The organism is Streptomyces virginiae (assembly GCF_000720455.1).
Lineage (GTDB): Bacteria > Actinomycetota > Actinomycetes > Streptomycetales > Streptomycetaceae > Streptomyces > Streptomyces virginiae.
In genome coordinates, this window is record NZ_JOAK01000016.1 from 117258 (window position 1) to 136629 (window position 19372).

At 76.1% G+C, this 19372-nt stretch carries 10 protein-coding genes; all 10 read right to left on the reverse strand.

Going from position 1 to position 19372, the window contains the following annotated elements; all coding sequences use genetic code 11:
- Positions 1-12 precede the first annotated feature (12 nt).
- Positions 13-7881 carry an amino acid adenylation domain-containing protein gene (locus IG86_RS0122910; RefSeq protein WP_030899157.1) on the reverse strand — a complete coding sequence of 2623 codons (7869 nt, stop codon included), beginning with the start codon at positions 7879-7881 and terminating at the stop codon, positions 13-15.
- 66 nt (positions 7882-7947) lie between these two features.
- Complete coding sequence (locus tag IG86_RS0122915) at positions 7948-9675, reverse strand: condensation domain-containing protein (RefSeq protein ID WP_030899159.1); 1728 nt, start codon at positions 9673-9675, stop codon at positions 7948-7950.
- A 52-nt stretch (positions 9676-9727) separates the two neighbouring features.
- Positions 9728-11254 (reverse strand): AMP-binding protein, encoded by a 1527-nt coding sequence (locus IG86_RS0122920; RefSeq protein WP_030899162.1) that lies wholly within the window; start codon positions 11252-11254, stop codon positions 9728-9730.
- Positions 11255-11315: 61 nt separating this feature from the next.
- Positions 11316-12629, reverse strand: a complete 1314-nt coding sequence (locus IG86_RS0122925; RefSeq protein WP_030899164.1) for an aminotransferase-like domain-containing protein — start codon at positions 12627-12629, stop codon at positions 11316-11318.
- A complete protein-coding gene (locus tag IG86_RS0122930) occupies positions 12626-13732 on the reverse strand; it encodes an alpha-hydroxy acid oxidase (protein WP_030899167.1) in 1107 nt (368 codons plus the stop codon). Before IG86_RS0122930 ends, IG86_RS0122925 begins: the two co-directional genes overlap by 4 nt.
- Positions 13729-14811 (reverse strand): 4-hydroxyphenylpyruvate dioxygenase, encoded by a 1083-nt coding sequence (gene hppD / locus IG86_RS0122935; RefSeq protein WP_078905999.1) that lies wholly within the window; start codon positions 14809-14811, stop codon positions 13729-13731. Before hppD ends, IG86_RS0122930 begins: the two co-directional genes overlap by 4 nt.
- Entirely contained in the window at positions 14808-15626 is an 819-nt protein-coding gene (locus tag IG86_RS0122940) for a thioesterase II family protein (protein ID WP_063761557.1), read from the reverse strand. Before IG86_RS0122940 ends, hppD begins: the two co-directional genes overlap by 4 nt.
- Positions 15623-17428 carry a non-ribosomal peptide synthetase gene (locus tag IG86_RS0122945; protein WP_051785336.1) on the reverse strand — a complete coding sequence of 602 codons (1806 nt, stop codon included), beginning with the start codon at positions 17426-17428 and terminating at the stop codon, positions 15623-15625. Before IG86_RS0122945 ends, IG86_RS0122940 begins: the two co-directional genes overlap by 4 nt.
- Positions 17421-18527 (reverse strand): TauD/TfdA family dioxygenase, encoded by a 1107-nt coding sequence (locus IG86_RS0122950; RefSeq protein WP_078906000.1) that lies wholly within the window; start codon positions 18525-18527, stop codon positions 17421-17423. The genes IG86_RS0122945 and IG86_RS0122950 overlap by 8 nt, the downstream gene beginning before the upstream one ends.
- The gene (gene ddaH / locus IG86_RS0122955) at positions 18524-19372 is read right to left on the reverse strand and encodes a dimethylargininase (RefSeq protein WP_030899179.1); all 849 of its coding nucleotides are present in this window, start codon (positions 19370-19372) and stop codon (positions 18524-18526) included. Before ddaH ends, IG86_RS0122950 begins: the two co-directional genes overlap by 4 nt.

The window sequence follows — 19372 nt, forward strand, 5'->3', positions numbered from 1 at the left end:
GCGGGGGACGGCTCAGGCATCGGCGGAGCGGCGGAGCGTGGGACGGGCCTTCGGCGCGTCGGTGAGCAGGGCGGCGGTGCGGGCCGGGGTCGGGTGCTGGAAGAGCTGGCGGATCTTCAGCTCCCGGCCGAGTTCGGCCCGGATCCGGCTGATCAGCCGGGTGACGAGCAGGGAGTGGCCGCCCAGGGCGAAGAAGTTGTCGTCCGGGCCGACCTCCTCCCGGTCGAGGACCTCGGCGTACAGGGCGCGGACGCGGTCCTCGGTGCTGCCGCCCGGGTCCGCGGCCGGCTCCGGCGCGGCGGGGGCGGCCGCGGCCGTGCGCGGGGCCGGGCCGTCGACCGAGCCGACCGCCCGCTCCGGGGCGGCCGCGAGACCGCGCAGCACCAGGGCCAGGTCCGCCGCCAGCCGCTCGGCGCTCGTACGGTCGAACAGCTCGGTGGCGTAGGTGAGTTCCCCGGTGAGGCCCAGCGGGGTGCCGTCGGCGGCGCGCCGCTCCCCGAGGTCCACCCCGAGGTCGAACTTGGACACCGCCCATTCGACGGGGTGCGGCTGTGCCGTGACGCCCGTCAGGCGGGGCAGGGCGGGCGGCTCGTTCTGGACCTGGAGCAGCACCTGGAAGAGCGGGTGCCGGGCGAGGGACCGCTGCGGGTTCACCCCCAGCACGACCCGCTCGAAGGGCACGTCCTGGTGGGCGTAGGCGGCGAGGTCGCTCTCCCGGACCCGGGCGAGGAGGTCCGTGAAGGCCGGGTCGCCGGAGACGTCGGTGCGCAGGACCAGGGTGTTGACGAAGAAGCCGACGAGGTCGTCGAGCGCCTCGTCCGTGCGGCCCGCGACGACGGTCCCGATCGGGATGTCGGTGCCTGCCCCGAGGCGGGACAGGAGTACCGACAGCCCGGCCTGGAGGACCATGAAGAGGGTGCAGCCGTGCTGTCGGGCCAGTTCCAGCAGCCGTCCGTGCAGCTCCGCGTCCAGCTCCAGGGGGACGGAGCCGCCCGCGAAGCTCGCCACCGCGGGGCGCGGCCGGTCGTAGGGCAGGGCCAGCTCGGCAGGGGCGCCGGCCAGCTCCTCGGTCCAGAAGGCGAGCTGACGGGTGATCGGCGCGTCCGGGTCGCCCTCCGCGCCGAGCACGGACCGCTGCCAGACGGTGTGGTCCCGGTACTGCACGGGCAGCGGCTCGAAGGCCGGCTCCGCGCCCGCCAGGCGGGCGGCGTAGGCGGTGGCCAGGTCGGTCAGGAGCGGCCCCCAGGACCAGCCGTCGGTGGCGATGTGGTGGATCACCAGCACCAGCACCCACTCCTCCCGGCCCAGCTCCAGCAGCCGGGCCCGCAGCGGCAGTTCGGCCGAGATGTCGAAGCGGTGGCCCGTCACCTCCCGTACCGCGTCCGCTACTGCGCCGGCCTCCGCGACGGCGAGGACCTCCAGCGGCACGTCGGCCGACGCACCCTCCAGCAGCCGGATCACCGGCTCGCCCCCGCACTCGTCGAAGACGGTCCGCAGCACCTCGTGCCGGGCCACCACGTCACCGAGCGCCGCACGCAGCGCCGACGCGTCCAGCGGACCCCTCAGCCGGTAGGCGAAGGGCACGTTGTGGTGGCCGGACGGGCCCTCCGCCTGGTGCGCGAACCACAGCCGGTGCTGCGCCGAGGACAGCGGCGCGCCCTGCCCGGGCTCCGCACGGCGCAACGGCGGCCGCGCCCGGTCGGCGTTCCCGGCCAGCTCCGCGAGCGCGGCCACGGTCTGCGCGCGGAAGACCTCGCGCAGCGGCAGCTCGACCCCGAGGGCCGTACGGATCCGGCTGACCAGCCGGGTCGCCAGCAGAGAGTGGCCGCCCAGGTCGAAGAAACCGGCGTCGGCGGCGACCGCGTCGAGGCCGAGCACCTCGGCGAAGAGGCCCGCCAGGATCTCCTCCCGGGGGGTACGGGGGGCACGCCCGCCGGAAGCGGGCAGCGCGGGCTCGGGCAGGGCCCGGTAGTCCACCTTGCCGTTGCGGGTCAGCGGCAGCGCGTCCAGGACCATGACGTACGAAGGCAGCATGTAATCCGGCAGCAGCCGCTCCAGCCGGCGCCGCACCGAGGGCCCGGAGACCTCCCCGACCACGTACCCGGCCAGCCGCTTCTCGCCGTCCGCGGCCGCCCGTACGGCGACCACGGCCTGGCGGACGCCCGGGCAGGCGGCCAGCGCGGCCTCGACCTCGCCGGGCTCCACGCGGAAGCCGCGGACCTTCACCTGCTCGTCGGCCCGGCCGAGGAATTCCAGCAGCCCGTCGGCCCGCCACCGGGCGAGGTCGCCGGTGCGGTACATGCGCGTCCCGGGCGCGCCGAACGGGTCGGCGACGAACCGCTCCGCGGTGGCCGCGGGACGCCGGTGGTAGCCGCGCGCCACTCCGGCACCGGCGAGGTACAGCTCGCCCGGGGTGCCCGGCGGCACCAGCCGCATCCGCTCGTCCAGCACGTACGCGCGGGTGCCGTCCAGGGGGCGGCCGATCGGCACCGGGCCGTCGGCGTCCGCGGCGCCGGTGATCAGGTGGGCGGTCGCGCACAGGGTCGCCTCGGTGGGCCCGTACAGGTGGCGGACCACGGTGTCCGGGCACGCCGCCAGCACGGCGCGGACCGCGGCGGGGCTGACGACGTCGCCGCCGGTCAGCACCTCGCGGACGCCGGCCAGCAGGCCGGGGTCCTCCTCGGCGACCACGCGGAACAGGCCGGCCGTCAGGTGCACGGCGGTGATGCCCGCCCCGCGGATCAGGGCGCGCAGCCCGGCGACCGTCGGCTCGCCCTCGGGGGCGACGACGACCTGCCAGCCGGACAGCAGGGCCACCCACAGCTCGTAGTCGGCGATGTCGAAGGCGTGCGGCGCGTGGAACAGGACGCGCTCGGTGCCCCGGGTGTGCCAGCCCCGGTCGGCCACGAGGTCCAGGACGTCCCGGTGGGTGACGGCGACGCCCTTGGGCTCGCCGGTCGAGCCCGAGGTGTGCATCAGGTAGGCCAGTTGCCCGGGCGGGCACGGCGCGGCCGCGAACTCCCCGCCGTCCGCGAGAGCGCCGGGGGCCTGCGCCGCGCCGGCCAGGACCGTCCGCACTCCCTCCGGGGCGAGCCCGGCGTGCGCCTCGTCGACCAGCAGCACGGAGCAGCCCGCGGCGTCCAGGATCCGCCGGGTGCGCGCGGCGGGCTGGCCGGCGTGCAGCGGCAGGTACGCGCCGCCCGCCTTGAGGACGGCCAGCATCGCCACGACCACCTCGGGGGAGCGCCCCATCAGTACGCCCACCGGGGATTCGGCGGTGAAGCCGAGGCCGGCCAGCCGCCGCGCCAACCGGTCGGCGCGCCGGTCCAGCTCCCCGTAGGTGATGGCGTCGGGGCCGGACACCAGGGCCACGGTGGCCGGGTGCAGCGCGGCCCGCCGGGCGAATTCCAGGTGCACCGCCGTACCCGCCCGGGGCGGGGCCGGCGGCTGCCAGTCGGCCAGCAGCTGCTGCCGCTCCCGCGGCAGCAGCACCTCCAGGGCCGAGATCCGGCCGCGCGGCGCCCGTACCGCAGCCGCCAGGATCCCGCGCAGCCGCTCCACGAGGGCGCGCACGGTGGCCTCGTCGAAGAGCTCCGTACGGTACTTGGCCACCGCGCTCAGCCCCTCGCCCGCCCCGGCCGCCTCCGTGAACTGCAGCGCCAGCTCGAACTCGGCCCGCGGTACGTCCACCTCCTCGGCCACCGCCGTCAGCCCGGGCAGCTCAAGGCCGGCGGCGGCCGCCCGGCGCATCGTCAGCGCCACCTGGAACAGCGGGTGGTGGGAGAGCGAGCGCCGCGGGTTGACCGCCTCGACGACCTGCTCGAAGGGCACGTCCTGATGGGCGAAGGCCGCCAGGTCGCTCTCCCGCACCCGCTCCAGCAGTTCCGCGAAGGCCGGGTCCCCGGACAGGTCGGTGCGCAGGACCAGGGTGTTGACGAAGAAGCCCACCAGATCGTCAAGGGCTTCGTCGGAGCGGCCCGCGACGACCGTGCCGATCGGCACGTCGGTCCCCGCGCCGAGCCGGGACAGCACCACCGCCAGCGCGGCCTGGAGCACCATGAAGACGGTGCAGCCGTGCGCCCGGGCCAGCGCCTCCACCTGCGCGGTCAGGGCCGCGTCCAGGCCGAAGGCGACGGCCGCGCCCGCCGGATCGGCCACCTCCGGCCGGGGCCGGTCGGTGGGCAGCACCGGCTCCTCCGGCAGCCCGGCCAGCGCGGTGCGCCAGTACGACAGCTGCTCCTCGGCCGCGCCGTCCAGCAGGGCGCGCTGCCAGAGCGTGTAGTCGGCGTACTGCACGGCCAGCGGAGGGCGCGGCTCGGCGCCGCCGCCCGTGCGGGCCGCGTAGGCGTAGGAGAGGTCGCCCAGCAGCGGCCCCCAGGACTCGCCGTCGGTGGCGATGTGGTGCAGGGCCAGCACCAGCGTGTGCCTCTCGGGCCCGGCGGTCAGCAGCGCGGCCCGCAGGGGCGTGTCGGTGGCCAGGTCGAAGGGGCGTGCGGCGATCTCGTCGATGTCCGCGCCGGCCGCGTCGAGGAGTTCCAGGACGGGCGCGGCCGGGGGCAGTACGACCTGCAGGGGCTCGCCGTCGGCCGCCGGGTGGATCGTACGCAGGATCTCGTGCCGCTCGGCCAGGTCGGCCAGCGCCCCGCGCAGCGCCTCCACGTCGAGCGGACCGTCCAGCCGGACCGCGACCACGCTGTGGTAGGCCGGGTCGGACCCCTCAAGCCGGTCCAGGAACCACAGCCGGCGTTGCGCCGCGGAGAGCGGCAGCTGCGCCGGGCGCGGCTGCGGCCGCAGCGCGGGACGGGCCCGGTCCGCGCCGTCGACCAGCGCCGCGAGCGCGGCCGGAGTGCGGGCGGCGAACACCTCACGGATGCCCAGCTCCGCGCCGAACGCCCCGCGGACCTGCGCCACCAGCCGCATCGCCAGCAGGGAATGGCCGCCCAGCTCGAAGAAGTCGTCGTCGGCGCCCACCCCGGGCAGGCCCAGCACCGACGCGAACAGGCCCGTCAGGATCCGCTCCCGCTCGGTGCGGCCGCCACGGCCGCCGGCGCGCACGGAGGGGGCGGGCAGGGCCCGCCGGTCCAGCTTGCCGTTCGGCGTCACCGGCAGCTCGTCCAGCACGACCACGGCCGGGACCATGTGCTCGGGCAGCTTGGCGGCCAGCTCGCCGCGCACCCCGGCGGGGGTCGGCGCGGCGCCCTGGCGGGGCACCACGTACGCCACGAGCCGTGGATCGCCGGGGTGGTCCTCGCGGACGACGACCGCCGCGTGGGAGACGCCCGCGCAGCCCGCGGCGGCGCTCTGGACCTCGCCCGGCTCGATGCGGAAGCCGCGGATCTTGACCTGGTCGTCGGTGCGGCCCAGGTACTCCAGGACGCCGTCGGCCCGCCAGCGGACCAGGTCGCCCGTGCGGTACATGCGGGCCCCCGGCTCGAAGGGGCAGGCCACGAACCGGTCGGCGGTCAGAGCGGGCCGGCCGAGGTAGCCGCGGGCCAGCTGCACGCCGGCCAGGTACAGCTCGCCCGCGGTACCGGGCGCCACCGGGGCGAGCCGGCCGTCCAGCACGTACGTACGGGTGTTGGCGGCGGGCCGGCCGATCGGGACCGTGGCGTCCCCGGGCCGGCAGGGCCAGAGCGTGACGTCGACCGCGGCCTCGGTCGGGCCGTACAGGTTGTGCAGCTCCGCGCCGGGCAGGACCCGGAAGAAGGCGTCCTGGGTGTGCGGGGGCAGCGCTTCGCCACTGGCGATCACCCGGCGCAGTGAGCGGGCGTCCGCCGCTGCGGGCTCGCGCAGGAACACGTCGAGCATGGACGGCACGAAGTGCGCGGTGGTGACGGACTCCCGGGCGATCAGGCCGGCCAGGTAGGCGGGGTCCTGGTGGCCGCCGGGCTTCGCGACCACGAGGGTCGCCCCGGTCAGCAGCGGCCAGAAGAACTCCCACACCGAGACGTCGAAACCGCTCGGCGTCTTCTGCAGCACCCGGTCCCCGGCCCCCAGACCGTACTCCCGCTGCATCCACTCCAGCCGGTTGACGATGGCCCGGTGCGGGACCAGCGCGCCCTTGGGGCGGCCGGTGGAACCGGAGGTGAAGATCGCGTACGCCGGGTGGTCGGGAAGGACCACCGGCCGCGGTGCGGGATCCGCCGCGGGGAGCGGGGCGTCCAGCCGCAGCGTCGGCGTCCCCGGCGCCTCCCAGCCGGTGCTCAGCACCAGCGCCGGGGCGGCGTCGGCCATGATCCCGAGGCTGCGCTCCTGGGGCTGGCCGGGGTCCACGGGCAGGTAGGCCGCCCCCGCCTTCAGCACCCCGCACAGGGCGACCATCAGGTCGAGCGAGCGCGGTACGGCGACCGCGACCAGGCTCTCCGGTCCGATGCCGCGGTCCGCGAGCACGTCCGCGAGGCGGCCCGCCCGCTCCTCCAGCGCCCGGTAGGTCAGGGACTCGCCCTCGAAGACGACGGCGGTGGCGTCCGGCGTCCGGGCCGCCTGCTCCGCGAGCAGCGCGCTCAGCGTCGACTCCGGGAGGGCGGCGGCGGTGTCGTTCCACTCGGCCAGGACCCGGTGGCGCTCGGCCGCGGTCAGCGCGTCCAGGGCCTCCACCGGCGCGTCCGGGTCGGCCGTCCACCGCTCCAGCAGCCGCACCAGCCGCTCGCCCAGCTCCCGCACCCGCTCGGCGGCGACGAGCCCGGGGTGGTGGCTCAGCCGCAGCCCGAGCGCCGCGCCCGGCTCGACCACCAGGGTCAGCGGGAAGTGCGTGGTGTCCCGGAACCGGATCCGCGCCTCCAGGCCGAAGCCGGGCAGGTCGAGCGCGTAGTCGCTCATCGGGAAGTTCTCGAAGACCAGGTTCGTGTCGAAGAGGGCGGCCGGGGAACCGGCCAGCTTCTGGATCTCCGTCAGCCCCAGGTGGTCGTGGTCCACCAGCTCCGCCCGCTCGCCCTGGAGTTCCGCGCAGACCCGGCGCAGCGGGGCGGCCGCGTCGATCCGGGCCCGCACGGGCACGGTGTTGATCAGCATGCCGATCATCCGCTCCGAACCCGGCAGTTCGGCGGGGCGGCCGCTGACCGTGAGACCGAAGACCACGTCGTCCTGCCCGGTGGCGCGGGCCATGAGCACCGCCCAGGCGCCCTGGACCACGCTGGTCAGCAGCAGCCCGCACTCCCGGGCCCGCGCGGTCAGCGCCGCCGTCCGCTCCTCGTCCAGCCGCACCACCACGTCCTCGGGGGTGGCGCCGGGGGAGACCCGGCCGGCGCCGTCCGCGATCCGGCCGGGCGCGTCGAGACCGGCCAGGGCGGTGCGCCAGGCCTCCTCGGCGGCGGGCCGGTCGCACCGCGCGAGGTGCGCCAGGTACTCCCGGTAGGGCCGCACCGGCTCCGGCTCGCCACCCGCGTACAGGGTGAACAGCTCGCGGAAGAGCAGCCCGAACGACCAGCCGTCCAACAGGATGTGATGGGCCGTCACCAGAAGTCGGTGCCGGTCGTCCGCCAGCCGCAGCAGCGTGAACCGCAGCAGCGGCGGGCGGCGGCTGTCGACGCCCTGCGCCCAGTCCTCCTCCGTCAGCTCCGCGGCCCGTTCCGCGGCCGCCCCGGCGGGCAGAGCGCCGAGGTCGTGCTCCTGCCAGGCCGGCTCCATGTCCCGGCGGACCACCTGGACGGGATCACCGTTCTTGCGGTGGGTGAGGACCACCCGCAGGTTGGCGTGGCGGCGCAGCAGCTCCCCGGCGGCCCGGCGCAGCCGATCCGCGTCGAGCGTCCCGTCCAGGTCGACGGTGAACTGGGCGATGTAGAGGTGCTTGGAGTCCTCGTCGTACCCGGAGTGGAAGAGCATGCCCTCCTGCAGCGGGGAGAGGGGCAGGACGTCCTCGATGGCCGGCCGGCTGGTGTTCATTGGAGATGTCGCTTTCTGGGGGCCGTCGGAGAGCGGCGGCGGGGCGGGGGTGCGGTCCGGTCGGGGTCAGAGGAGGCCGAGGGAGGCCGCGAGGTCGTCCAGTTCGTCCTGGCCGATCGCGTCGAGCGTCAGGCCGGGGGCGGGCGGGACGGTGGAGGAGGCCGCGGGGCCGGTGCGGTCGGCGTGGACGACGAGGGCGCCGAGCATCCGGAACCAGCCCTCGGCCAGGGCCCGGACCTCCGCCTCGTCGTGGACGCCGTCGGCCCAGGCCCAGTCGGCGTGCAGGACGGGTCCGTCCACCGACTCCAGGACGAAGGCGCTCACCTCGACGGGGTGCGCCATCGGCATGCCCGGGCCGGGGGCGTCGAGCCGGGCCCCGTGGGCCGGCAGCAGCTGCCAGTCGCCGCCGCCCGGACCGCCCAGCCGGCCCAGGTAGTTGAAACCGAGGCCCGCGGGCTCCGCCGCGGCGAGCTCCTTGCCGACGACCGGGTCGAGGTGGCGCAGCAGGCCGTACCCGATGCCCTTGCGCGGGATCGCCCGCAGCTGCTCCCGGACCCGCCGCAGTGCCTCGGCGGCGGTGGGGCCGCCGTCCTCGGCGTCCGCCGCGCCCAGGCCGTCCAGGGCGAAGCGGGTGGGGAAGAGGGTGGTGAACCAGCCGACGGTGCGGGAGAGGTCTACCTCGGTGCCGATGTCCTCCCGGCCGTGGCCCTCCAGCTCCACCAGGACCTCCGGGCCGCAGGGCCGCCACCGGGCCAGGGCCAGGCAGAGCCCGGTCAGCAGCACCTCGTTGGCGTCGGCGCCCAGCCGGTCGGCCACCGACGTCAGCAGCGGCCCGGCCGTCGCCGCGGGCAGGCTCAGGGCGAGGTGCCCGGCGCGGTCCTCGTGGTCACGGGCCGGGTCCAGCGGGCGGCGGCCCGCGATGCCCGCCCCCGGCCGGACCACACCGCTCCAGTACGGCGCTTCGGCTGCGGTCCGCTCCCCGGCCGCCTCCGCGGTGAGCAGTTCGGACCAGCGGCGGAACGAGGTGGCCACCGGGTCGAGGGCGCCGGCGGGGGCCCGTCCGGCGGCGACCGCCTCCCAGGCCCGGGCGAGGTCGCCGGTCAGCACCCGCCAGGAGATCCCGTCCACGACCACGTGGTTGACGACCAGGGCCAGTGCCCCGTGCAGGCCGGCCCCGGCGTCGAACCAGACGGCCTGCACGATCACCCCGCCGCCCACCGAGAGCCGGTCGCGGGCCGCGTGCACCTCCCGTGCGACCTCCTCGGCGGTGGCCTCGCGGCCCTCGGTCGCCACCCGGCGCAGGCACTCCGCGGCGCGCACCGACCCGGCCGGGCGGGTCCGCCGACCGGAGCCGTCCCGGACCACGCGCAGCATGTCGTGCCGGTCCAGGACCGCCTGGAGCACCTCGGACGCGCTCTGCCCGGTCAGCCCGGCCGGGGTCCGCACCACCAGGTACTGGTAGTAGCGGTCGGCGGGCCCGCCGCGCTCGTCGAGCCACTGCATCACCGGCGTCGGCCGGACCGGCCCGACCCCGTCGTCGGCGCCCGACCGGGCGGACCCGGCCATCGGCCGGGCGGCGGCGGCCAGGGCCGCCACGTCCGGCAGGGTCAGCACGTCCCGGACGGTGATGCGCAGCCCGGCGCGGCGGGCCGCGCCGACCACCTGCACGGCGATGATGCTGTCACCGCCGAGCCGGACGAAGCCGTCCTGCGGGCCGACCTCCGGGATCCCGAGCAGGTCCGCCAGGACACCGCACAGGATCCGCTCCGCCTCGGTCACGTCGATTCCACTCATGGTCTTCCTCGTTCTCGTTCGCCGCGGGCCCCCACGGGCCTGCGCGTGCTGGTCAGACGGCGGTGCGTGCCGGGGCGAACAGCGCCCGCAGGGCGGCCCTGTCGACCTTTCCGTTGGCGGTCACCGGCAGGTCCTCCACGGGCCGGAAGTGCCGGGGCACCATGTAGGCGGGCAGGTGCGCCGCGCACGCGGCGGCCAGCTCCACGGGCCCGGGGCCGTCCGCCCCCGTCCGGGTCCACACGGCCGCGAGCCGGCGCGAGCCCGCGACCTCCACCGTCACCACCACGGCCCTGCGGACCCCCGGGACCGCGCCCAGGACCGCCTCGACCTCGCCGGGCTCGACCCGGTACCCGCTCACCTTGAGCTGGTCGTCGGCCCGGGCCACGAAGTGGAAGTCCGCCCCGTCGAACCGGACGACGTCCCCCGTGGCGTACGTACGGCGCGGGGTCCCGTCGCCGTGGGGCAGGGTCCGGAAGCGGGCCGCGGTCAGCTCCGGGTCGCCCAGGTAGCCGAGGCCGACACTGCCCCCGCCGACCACCAGCTCCGCCTCCTCGCCCGCCGCGAACGGCCGCAGCACCCCGTCCGCCTCGCGCAGCAGCTCCGCCCCGGCGACGGCACCGCCGATCGGCGGGTGTTCGGGCCAGGACGCGGCCTCCCGCGGGTCCAGCCGGTACTGCGTGACCACGTGGGTCTCGCTGGGCCCGTACTCGTTGACCAGGGCGACCCCGGCGGCCGCGCAGAACTCCCGCACCTCGGAGTTGACGACGAGGCGCTCGCCCGCGACCGCGATCTCCCGCAGGTCGGGCATCGCGTCCGGGTCGAACACCGCTGCCGTGGCCAGCGCGTGCAGCCCCACCACCGGCAGGAAGAGCCGGGCGACGCGCTGCTCGCGGATCAGGTCCATCAGCGCGAAGGGGTCCTGGCGTTCCTCGTCGGAGACCACGACCAGCGCGGCCCCGGCCAGCCAGGTGGTGACGATCTCCTCGTAGCCCACGTCGAAGCCGATCGAGGCCGCCTGGAGGGTGTGCGGCGGGCGGTCGTGGGCCCAGTGCCGCACGTGCCAGTCGCCGAGCGCGGCCAGCACCGACGGTGCAACGGCCACCGACTTGGGCTCACCGGTCGATCCGGACGTGGGGATGACGTACCCGACGGTCCCCTCGCGCAGCTCCTCCAGCGGGGCGCCGCGCAGCTCGCCGAAGGCGACCTCGGCGGGGCCGAGCCCGGTCGGCGCGGTGTGGTCGGGACGGACCAGCAGGGCGCAGAGCCGGGCGATCCGCGCGGCCCGCGGCGCGGGCATGCCCGGGTCGACGCAGACCACGCCCAGGCCGGCCCGCCAGGCGCCGAGCACCGCGGCGCAGCGCTCCCAGGACCGTTCGCCGTGGACGGCGACCACGTCGTCCGGTCCCAGGCCGCGGGCGGCGAGCCCGCCCGCGATCTCGGCGGACAGCAGGTCGAGTTCGCCGTACGTGCGGGCGACGCCGCCGTCGACGACGGCCACCGCCGCGGGGTCGCGCCGGACGGCTCGGATCAGGGGCCGGACGAGCGAATGCCGCGGTGCGCGGTCGTCGTCGGTGTGCATGGACGTCCCTTCTGGGGGTGGTGCGAGGAGAGCGGGGAGGGGTGCGGGCGGGGCGAGGGGCTCAGTCATGCGGTGCCGCGCCGTGCTCGTCGATCAGGGCCGCCAGCCGGTCGAGCCCGTCCTCGATCCGGTCGGGGTCCAACGAGCTGCACGAAAGCCGCAGTTGGCGCCCGGCCCGGACCTGGTCACTGAAGTGGCGCATCGGCGTGAAGAGCACCCCGTGCCGGACGGCGGCCTCCTCGACCAGGGCGTCGGTCACCGGGAACGGCACGTCGAGCACGACGAAGAAGCCGCCCGCGGGGGTGATCCACCGGATCCCGGGCATCCCGTCGAACCGCCGGTGCAGCCCCTGGAGCAGACAGCGCAGGTTGCGCCGGTAGACGCCGATCTGGCGGCGGTTGGCCTCCAGCAGGCTGCCGCCGTGCTCCAGCAGCATGCCGCCGACCAGCGCCTGGGCCACCGGCGGGGTGTTGACGGTCAGCATGCTCTTGGCCCGGGCCAGCTCGTCGGCCAGCAGCGCCGGGCCGCCCGCCCCCGTGACCCGCTGGTCCGCGACGGCGAAGCCCACCCGGGCGCCGGGGAAGCAGGTCTTGGACAGCGAGCCCAGGTAGACGACCCGCTGCCCGGTGTCCAGGGCCTTCAGCGTCGGCGGCCGGGAGTCGTCGTCCGCCACCCGGAAGTACCCGTACGGGTTGTCCTCCAGCAGCAGCACGTCCTCCTGCTCCGCGACCTCCAGCAGCTCCCGGCGCGTCCCCGTGTCCAGGGAGTGGCCGCTCGGGTTGGAGAAGTCCGGCACCAGGTACAGCGCCCGGGGCCGCTCCCCGGCCGCGCGGACCTCGCGTATCCGCTCGCGCACCTGCTCCGGACGCACCCCGCGGGGACCCTCGGGCACCGACCGCACCGGGAGGTCCAGCAGCCGGGCGGCGCCCGTCAGCCCGACGTACGTCGGGTCCAGGGCCAGCACCACGTCCCGCGGGCCGGCCTTCAGGGCGCGCAGCACGAGCCACAGCGCCTCCTGCGCGCCCACCGTGACCAGGACGGCCTCCGGGTCGCAGACGATGCCCTCGTCGCGTTCGAGGTGACGGGCGATCAGCTCGTGCACGACGCCCTTGGTGCGGCCGTACTGGAACAGCTCCCGCCGCACCCCGGCCGCGTCGTAGCCCTTGTCCGCGGTGAGGTGGTGGATGTACGTGTCGAGGTGGCGGTGCAGGTCGGACGGGTCGAAGAAGTCCTCCGTCGGCCGCCCGGGGGCGAAGGAGACCGCCTCGGGGAAGCGTCCCGCGATCTCGTTGAGGAAGGTCATGGACAGCAGCGCGGGGTCCGCGAGGGACGCGTGCAGATCGGCCCGGTCCAGGGCCACGGCCGTGCGGGTCACCGGCCCGCCCCCAGCGTCGTCAGCCAGGGGGCGTCGGCGGGGGTGCCGCAGCCCGACAGCTCCAGGGCGGAGCGCAGTTCGGCCGCCAGCAGCCCCAGCACCCGCGACACGCCCTCCGCGCCGTCCGCGGCCAGGCCCCACAGGACGGGGCGGCCCAGCAGCACCCCGTCCGCGCCCAGCGCCAGGGCCTTCAGGACGTCGGTCCCGCCGCGGATCCCGCTGTCCAGCAGCAGCCGGCAGGACGGCGGGACCGCCTCCCGGACCGCGGGCAGCATGTCCGCGCTGGCGACCGCGCCGTCGAGCTGGCGGCCGCCGTGGTTGGAGACGACGACGGCGTCCGCACCGACCGCGGCCGCGGTCGCGGCGTCACCCGGGTCGAGGATCCCCTTGACGATCAGGGGCAGTCCCGTCCGCTCCCGCAGCCGGGCGAGGTCGTCCCAGCCCAGGGTGCGGGCGAAGGACTCGGCGGTGTGCTCCGCCACCGCGCACGTCCCGGCCCGGCGCTCGGCGGCCCGGAGCGTCGTGGTCGGGTCGAGGTGCGCGGCCGCCACGCCCGCCGGCAGGGCGAAGCCGTTGCGCAGGTCGCGCAGGCGCCGGCCCATCGAGGGGACGTCGACCGTGACCATCACCGCGGCGCAGCCCGCGTCCTCGGCGCGCCGTACCAGCTCGGCGGTGAGCCCCGGGTCCCGCTGGCAGTACAGCTGGAACCAGGTGACCCCGCCCAGCGCCGTGACCTCCTCCACCGGCACGCTGCTCAGCGTGCTCAGGGTGAACGGCACCCCGGCGGCCGCCGCCGCGCGGGCCGTGGCCAGTTCGCCCTCGGGGTGGAGCAGCCGCTGGTAGGCCATCGGCGCGACCGCCACGGGCAGGGCCGCTCGGCCGCCCGGGAGTTCGGCCGAGGTGTCGAGGGCCCCGGGGCCCGACAGGACGCGGGGGACGAGGCGGATCCGGTCCAGGGCGGCCCGGTTGGCGGCCAGGGTCAGTTCCTCGCCGCTGCCGCCCGCGACGAAGTCCCAGACCTCCGGGGGCAGGGCCCGGCGGGCGGGACCGGCGAAGTCCTCCAGACGGACGGGGACCTGCGCGGTGTCGTGACCGGCGCTCACCGCAGGACCTCTCCGGCGCCCAGCCGCTCGGCCTCGACGGCCTCGTACAGGGCCTTGATGTTGCCGTTTCCGAAGGTGCGGGCGCCGAACCGCTCGATCACCTCGTGGAAGAGGGTGCGGCGCGGGTGGGTGGAGCGGGTGAATATCTGGAAGAGCTGCCCGTCGTGGTCCTCGTCGACCAGGACGCTGATGCGCTGCAGCTCCTGCGTGGAGTGCCGGGCCAGGTCGAGCCGGTCAGCGAGCATCGTGTAGTAGGTGTCGGGGACGCTCAGGAACGCAACGCCCCGCTCGCGCAGCGCCCCGACCGCCCGGACGACGTTCCGGGAGGCGAAGGCGATGTGCTGGACGCCCGCGCCGCCGTGCTCGGTGAGGAACCGGTCGATCTGCCCCGGCTCGCGGGAGGTGTCGGGCTCGATCAGGGTCAGGGTGACCTCGCCGGAGGAGCTCTGCACCACCTTGGAGTCCATGGCCTGCTCGCCGACCCGGATGAGCTCCTGGAAGATCATGCGGAAGCCGAGGACGCGGGTGTAGAACTCAACGGTCCGGGCGAGTTGTCCGGCGGGCAGGCAGACCGCGAAGTGGTCCAGCTCCTCCAGGAGTTCGCCGTCCGCGTCCGGTGCGGCGGCGTCCGGAAGCGCGGTGAAGCCCGGGGGAAGCCCGGCCGGGTCCGGCTCGACGAGGGTGTGCACGACGTCGCCGAACCCGGCGACCACGGCCCGGGTGCGGCCGTCGGGCTGCCGGCGCGGCACGGCCAGGGGGACCGCGCCGCGGGAGACTGCCTCGTCGAAGACGGCGGCCACGTCGGGCACGCTCAGCGCGATGTCGGCCACGCCGTCGCCGTGGGCCAGCACGTAGGCGGCGCCCGGGTGGTGCGGCGAGCGGGCCTGGGTGAGGACGAGGGAGATCCGGCCCTGGCGCAGGAGCAGGGACTCCGCGTCGGCGGACGCGGCGCGGGCGACCGCACGGAAACCGAAGCGGCCGGTCATCTCGGCCGTCGCCGAAGCGAGGTCGGCGACGTAGGACTCGACGTGGCTGATGCCGAAGGCGGGGGAGAAGGTCATGGAGCTGCCGTTCGTCATGGGGCCGCCGTCCCTCGAAGGGCGGCGGACACGGAGAGGACGGGGGCGGGGGCCGTGGCGCCCCCGGTCGTCAGGGAGGTGATCCGGGAGGGCAGCCCCCGCCACACCTGCGGGGTGTAGAAGTGGCCGCCGGGCAGGACGTCGTGGCGGAACGGGCCGTCGGTCAGCGCCGCCCAGCGCGGGCCGACGTCCTCGCCGATGACCGGGTCCGCGTCCCCGGAGAAGACCTGGAGCGGGACGCCGGTCCGGGCACCGGGGGTGTGGGTGAAGGTGTCCCGGGCGGCCAGGTCGGCCCGCATCAGCTCCACGGCCATCTCGGTCAGCTCGGGCTCTTCGAGGACGTGCTCGGGCAGCAGGCCGTGGGTGCTCATCCAGCCGAGCAGCTCGTCGTCGCGCTGTCCCCGGTCCAGGAACCGGTCCCGGTCGGTGACCCCGCGGTCGGGGGCGTTGCAGGCGGAGACGACCAGGGCGCGCGGCGGGGGCGCGCCCGCCGCGGCGAGCCGTACGGTGACGTCGAAGGCCATCCAGCCGCCCATGCTGTGCCCGAACAGGACGTACGGGCCCTGCCCGGCCACCGCCGCGACCCCGGCGGCGGCGTCCGCCGCGAGCTCCTCCCAGGTCCGGGCGAACTCCTCGGCGAACCGCCCCTCGCGCCCCGGATAGCACACGGCCACCAGGCCGGCGCCGTCCGGCAGGGCCGGGATCCAGTCGTGGAAGGTGGCGGTGCCCCCGCCGCAGAAGGCGAGGCAGACCAGAGTGGGCGCACCCTCGCGGGTCTCCTTCAGGCGCACCGCGGTGGTGTCGAGGACGCTCAACGGACCTCCCCGGCGGCCAGGGCGTGGACCGACTGCGCGTGCCGGGCCAGGTCCGCGAGGACGGGGAAGCGGTAGACGTCCTTGGTCCGCAGCGCGATCCCGGCGTTCTTCTTCAGCCGGGACACCACGCGCAGCGCCAGCAGCGAATGGCCGCCGAGCGCGAAGAAGTTCGCCTCCGCGTCGACGCCGTCCCGGCCGAGGACTTCGGCCCACACGGTCGCGATCAGCTCCTCCAGCGGGCCCTCGGGGGCGCGCCCGGAGGACTCCGGCCGGGCGGCGGGGGCCGTCGGCAGCGGCGGCAGCGCCTCGGTGTCCACCTTGCCGTTCGGTGTCAGCGGGAGCGCGTCGACCGTGACGAAGACGGACGGCACGAAGTACGCGGGCAGCGCGGCCCCGCAGTGCCGGCTCAGCTCCGCCTCGGTCACCCGGGCCCCGGGAGCCAGGACGCAGTACGCCGCGAGGAGGGTGTCGCCGTCCGGCCCGGTCCGGGCCACGGCGACGGCCGCCTCCACCGCCGCGTGACCGCGCAGCCGGTCCTCCAGCTCGCCCGGTTCCACCCGGAAGCCGCGGACCTTCAGCTGCCGGTCGGTGCGGCGCAGGAACTCCAGACCGGAGTCGGCCCGCCAGCGCACCAGGTCGCCCGTGCGGTACATCCGGCTGCCGTCGGTGGCGAAGGGGTCCGCGACGAACCGCGAGGCGGTCAGCCCCGGCCGGCCGACGTAGCCGACGGCCACGCCCGGACCGGCCAGGTACAGCTCGCCCGTGGTGGCCGGCCGCAGCCGCTCGTCGAGGACCTGGGCGCGGACCCCGGCCAGCGGCTCGCCCAGGCGCGGGGCGGCCCCGGTGATCCGGGTCGCGGTGGCGTCGACGGTGCACTCGGTCGGGCCGTACAGGTTCCAGGCCTCCACGGCCGGGTCCTCGGCCAGCGCCCGCCACATCGCTGCCGGCACCGGCTCGCCGCCCAGCAGCAGCCGCAGTGGACGCCCGGGCCGCAGCCGCGGCCCGGTCAGCTGCCAGTGCGAGGGGGTGCAGTCGAGGTCGGTCACGCCGTACGCGTCGAACAGCGCGTCCAGTTGGGCCGGGTCGGTGCGGTCCTCGTCGTCCAGGACGACCAGGGTGTCGCCGCGGCACACGCGGACCCACTGCTGCACGGACGCGTCGAAGGACAGGCTGGCGTTCCAGGCGACCACGCGGTGGCCGGCCGGGTAGACGCCCCGCTCCTCCAGGCCCGAGACGAGGGCGGCGACACCGGCGTGAGTGACCTCCACGCCCTTGGGCGGTCCGCTGGAGCCCGAGGTGTGGATGACGTAGGCCGCGGTGGCCGGGTGCCCGGCCGGGCCGGACGGCTCCGCGTCGGCCTGCGTGGCGGGCGCCGCCGTGCCCGGGTGCGCCGTGTCCGGGGCGGCGGTGTCCGGGTGCGCCGTGTCCGGGTCCAGGACCGGCAGGCCCTCGGCCCACTCGGCCGCGGCCCCCGCCCGCGCGACCACCGCACGCAGCCCGGCGTCGGCCGCGATGTGCGCGAGCCGCTCCCCGGGGTAGGCCGGGTCCAGCGGGACGTAGGCCGCACCGGCCCGCCACACCGCCAGCGGGGCCACGGCCCAGCCCGTGCCGCGGGGCAGGCTCACGCCGACCCGGTCGCCCCGGCGGACGCCGAGCGCGCGCAGCGCCGCCGCCAGCCGGGCCGTGCGGCCGGCCAGCTCCTCGAAGGTCAGGGCACCGTCCGAGGCGTGCACCGCGGGCCGGCCGGGGAAGGTCCGGGCGGTCTCCAGGAACCGCTCCACCACGTTCGTCGGCTCAGCCACGGGACACCGCCGCCACTGATCCGGCGCGCGGGGCGACCGTCGGGGCGCAGTCCGCCACCGCGACCGGGTCGCCCATGGCGACGACGATCCGCCGGTCGCCGCGGAAGGGGTCGCGGCCGTGCGCGGTCAGGACGTTGTCGACGATCAGCAGGTCCCCCGGCTGCCAGGCGCGGCGCACGGTGGCCCGCTCGTAGGCGGCGTTGACGGCCTCCAGGTCCGCCTCCGTCAGCGGGACGCCGTCACCGAGACCCGTGTCGAAGGGCAGCCCCTCGGGGCCGAGTTCGTCCAGCAGGACCTCGCGCAGCTCCTCGTCCAGCGAGAAGCGGTTCCAGAACGCCATGTGGTTGAACCAGACTTCGTCGCCGGTCTGCGGGTGGCGGACGATGCCCGGCCGCACCTGGCTGGTGCGCAGCGTGCCCTCTTCGTCCCAGGCGCAGGCGATGGCGTTCTCGGCGCAGTACGCCTCGACCTCCTCGCGGGTGGTGGCCCCGAAGGCGGACTGCCAGGCGACCGAGAGGGTCTCCGAGTAGGTGCGGGTCAGGACCCAGCCGGAGGCGCGCATCCGCTCGACCAGAGCGGCGGGGAGAGACCGCAGCACCTCGCGGCAGTCGGTGACGGGTGTCGCGCCGCCCTCCTCGGGGGCGGTCAGGCAGCCGAAGAGCAGCAGGCCGGGGAAGGTCAGCGTGTAGCTGTTCTCGTTGTGCGGGCGGATCGCCTGCGCGGCGGGCAGGTCGGTGGAGGAGAAGACGCCGGACCCGAAGTCGCTGCGGGGGGTGGCCTTCTCGCGGTACGGGGTGGCCCGGCGGACCAGCTCGTCGCGGACGACGGCGAAGTCGTCGACGCTGCGGACCGGCAGCCCGCTCACGTACACGGCGCCGAACCGGTCGAGTGCGGCGCGCAGTTCGGCGCCGTGCTCGGCGACCCAGTCCCGCGCGGCGGCCGCGTCGGCCAGCTCGGGGGCGCGGACGGTGGCCGGCGCGCCGGGCTCGACGAGCCAGTCGAGGAAGCCCGCGAAGGGGACGGCCCCGGCGGCGGTGGCCGTAGCGGCGGGGGCCGTTGCGGAGGTGGCCGCTGCGGGGTCGGTCGGGCGGGTGCTCATGCGGCACCGCCCGCGGTCGGAGCCTGCACGGCGTGACGCAGCTCCAGGGTGCAGCACTTGACGCTGCCGCCACCCTTGAACAGTTCGGACAGGTCGACGCCGATCGGCGTGAAACCGCGCTCGGCCAGCCGGTCCGCGAGCCCGCGGGCGGCCTCGGCGAGCAGGACGTTCCGCCCGTCGGAGAGCGCGTTCAGCCCGAAGACCTCGGCGTCCTCCTCCGTGGCCAGCAGCGCGTCCGGGTACAGCTCGCGCAGCACCGCCTGCGACTCGGCCGAGAAGGCACCGGGGAAGTACATGATCTCGTCGTCGTCGAGCACGGCGAGGGCGGTGTCCAGGTGGTAGAAGCGCGGGTCGACCAGGGTCAGGCCCACCACCGGGGCGCCGAGCACCCGTTCGGCCTCGGCGTGCGAGGCCGGGTCGGTGCGGAAGCCGGTGCCCGCCAGGATCCGGGACCCGGCGACCAGGTAGTCGCCCTCGCCCTCGTTGACGTGCTCCGGGGCGACCACCCCGGCGTAGCCGTTGGCCTGGAACCAGGCCTGGTAGGCGGGGGCTTCGGCGGCGCGCTCGGGGTGGCGGAAACGGGCCATCAGGACGCGGTCACCGAGCACGGTGGCACCGTTGGCCGAGTAGACCATGTCGGGCAGCCCCGGAACCGGGTCGATCAGGTCGACCGTGTGCCCGAGCTCCTGGTAGAGGGCGTACAGCCGCTCCCACTGCAGGACGGCCAGGTCGGTGTCGGTCGGCTTGGCCGGGTCCATCCAGGGGTTGATGCGGTAGTCGACGGTGAAGTGGGACGGGCGGCACATCAGGTAGTGCCGGGGACGGGCGGTGCGCTGGACGCTCAT

Coding starts and splice junctions, on each gene's coding strand:
- IG86_RS0122915 (WP_030899159.1), bottom strand. CDS start 9,675: ATGAGTGGAATCGACGTGACCGAGGCGGAGCGGATCCTGTGCGGTGTC.
- IG86_RS0122910 (WP_030899157.1), bottom strand. CDS start 7,881: ATGAACACCAGCCGGCCGGCCATCGAGGACGTCCTGCCCCTCTCCCCG.
- hppD (WP_078905999.1), bottom strand. CDS start 14,811: ATGACGAACGGCAGCTCCATGACCTTCTCCCCCGCCTTCGGCATCAGC.
- IG86_RS0122920 (WP_030899162.1), bottom strand. CDS start 11,254: ATGCACACCGACGACGACCGCGCACCGCGGCATTCGCTCGTCCGGCCC.
- ddaH (WP_030899179.1), bottom strand. CDS start 19,372: ATGAGCGTCCAGCGCACCGCCCGTCCCCGGCACTACCTGATGTGCCGC.
- IG86_RS0122950 (WP_078906000.1), bottom strand. CDS start 18,527: ATGAGCACCCGCCCGACCGACCCCGCAGCGGCCACCTCCGCAACGGCC.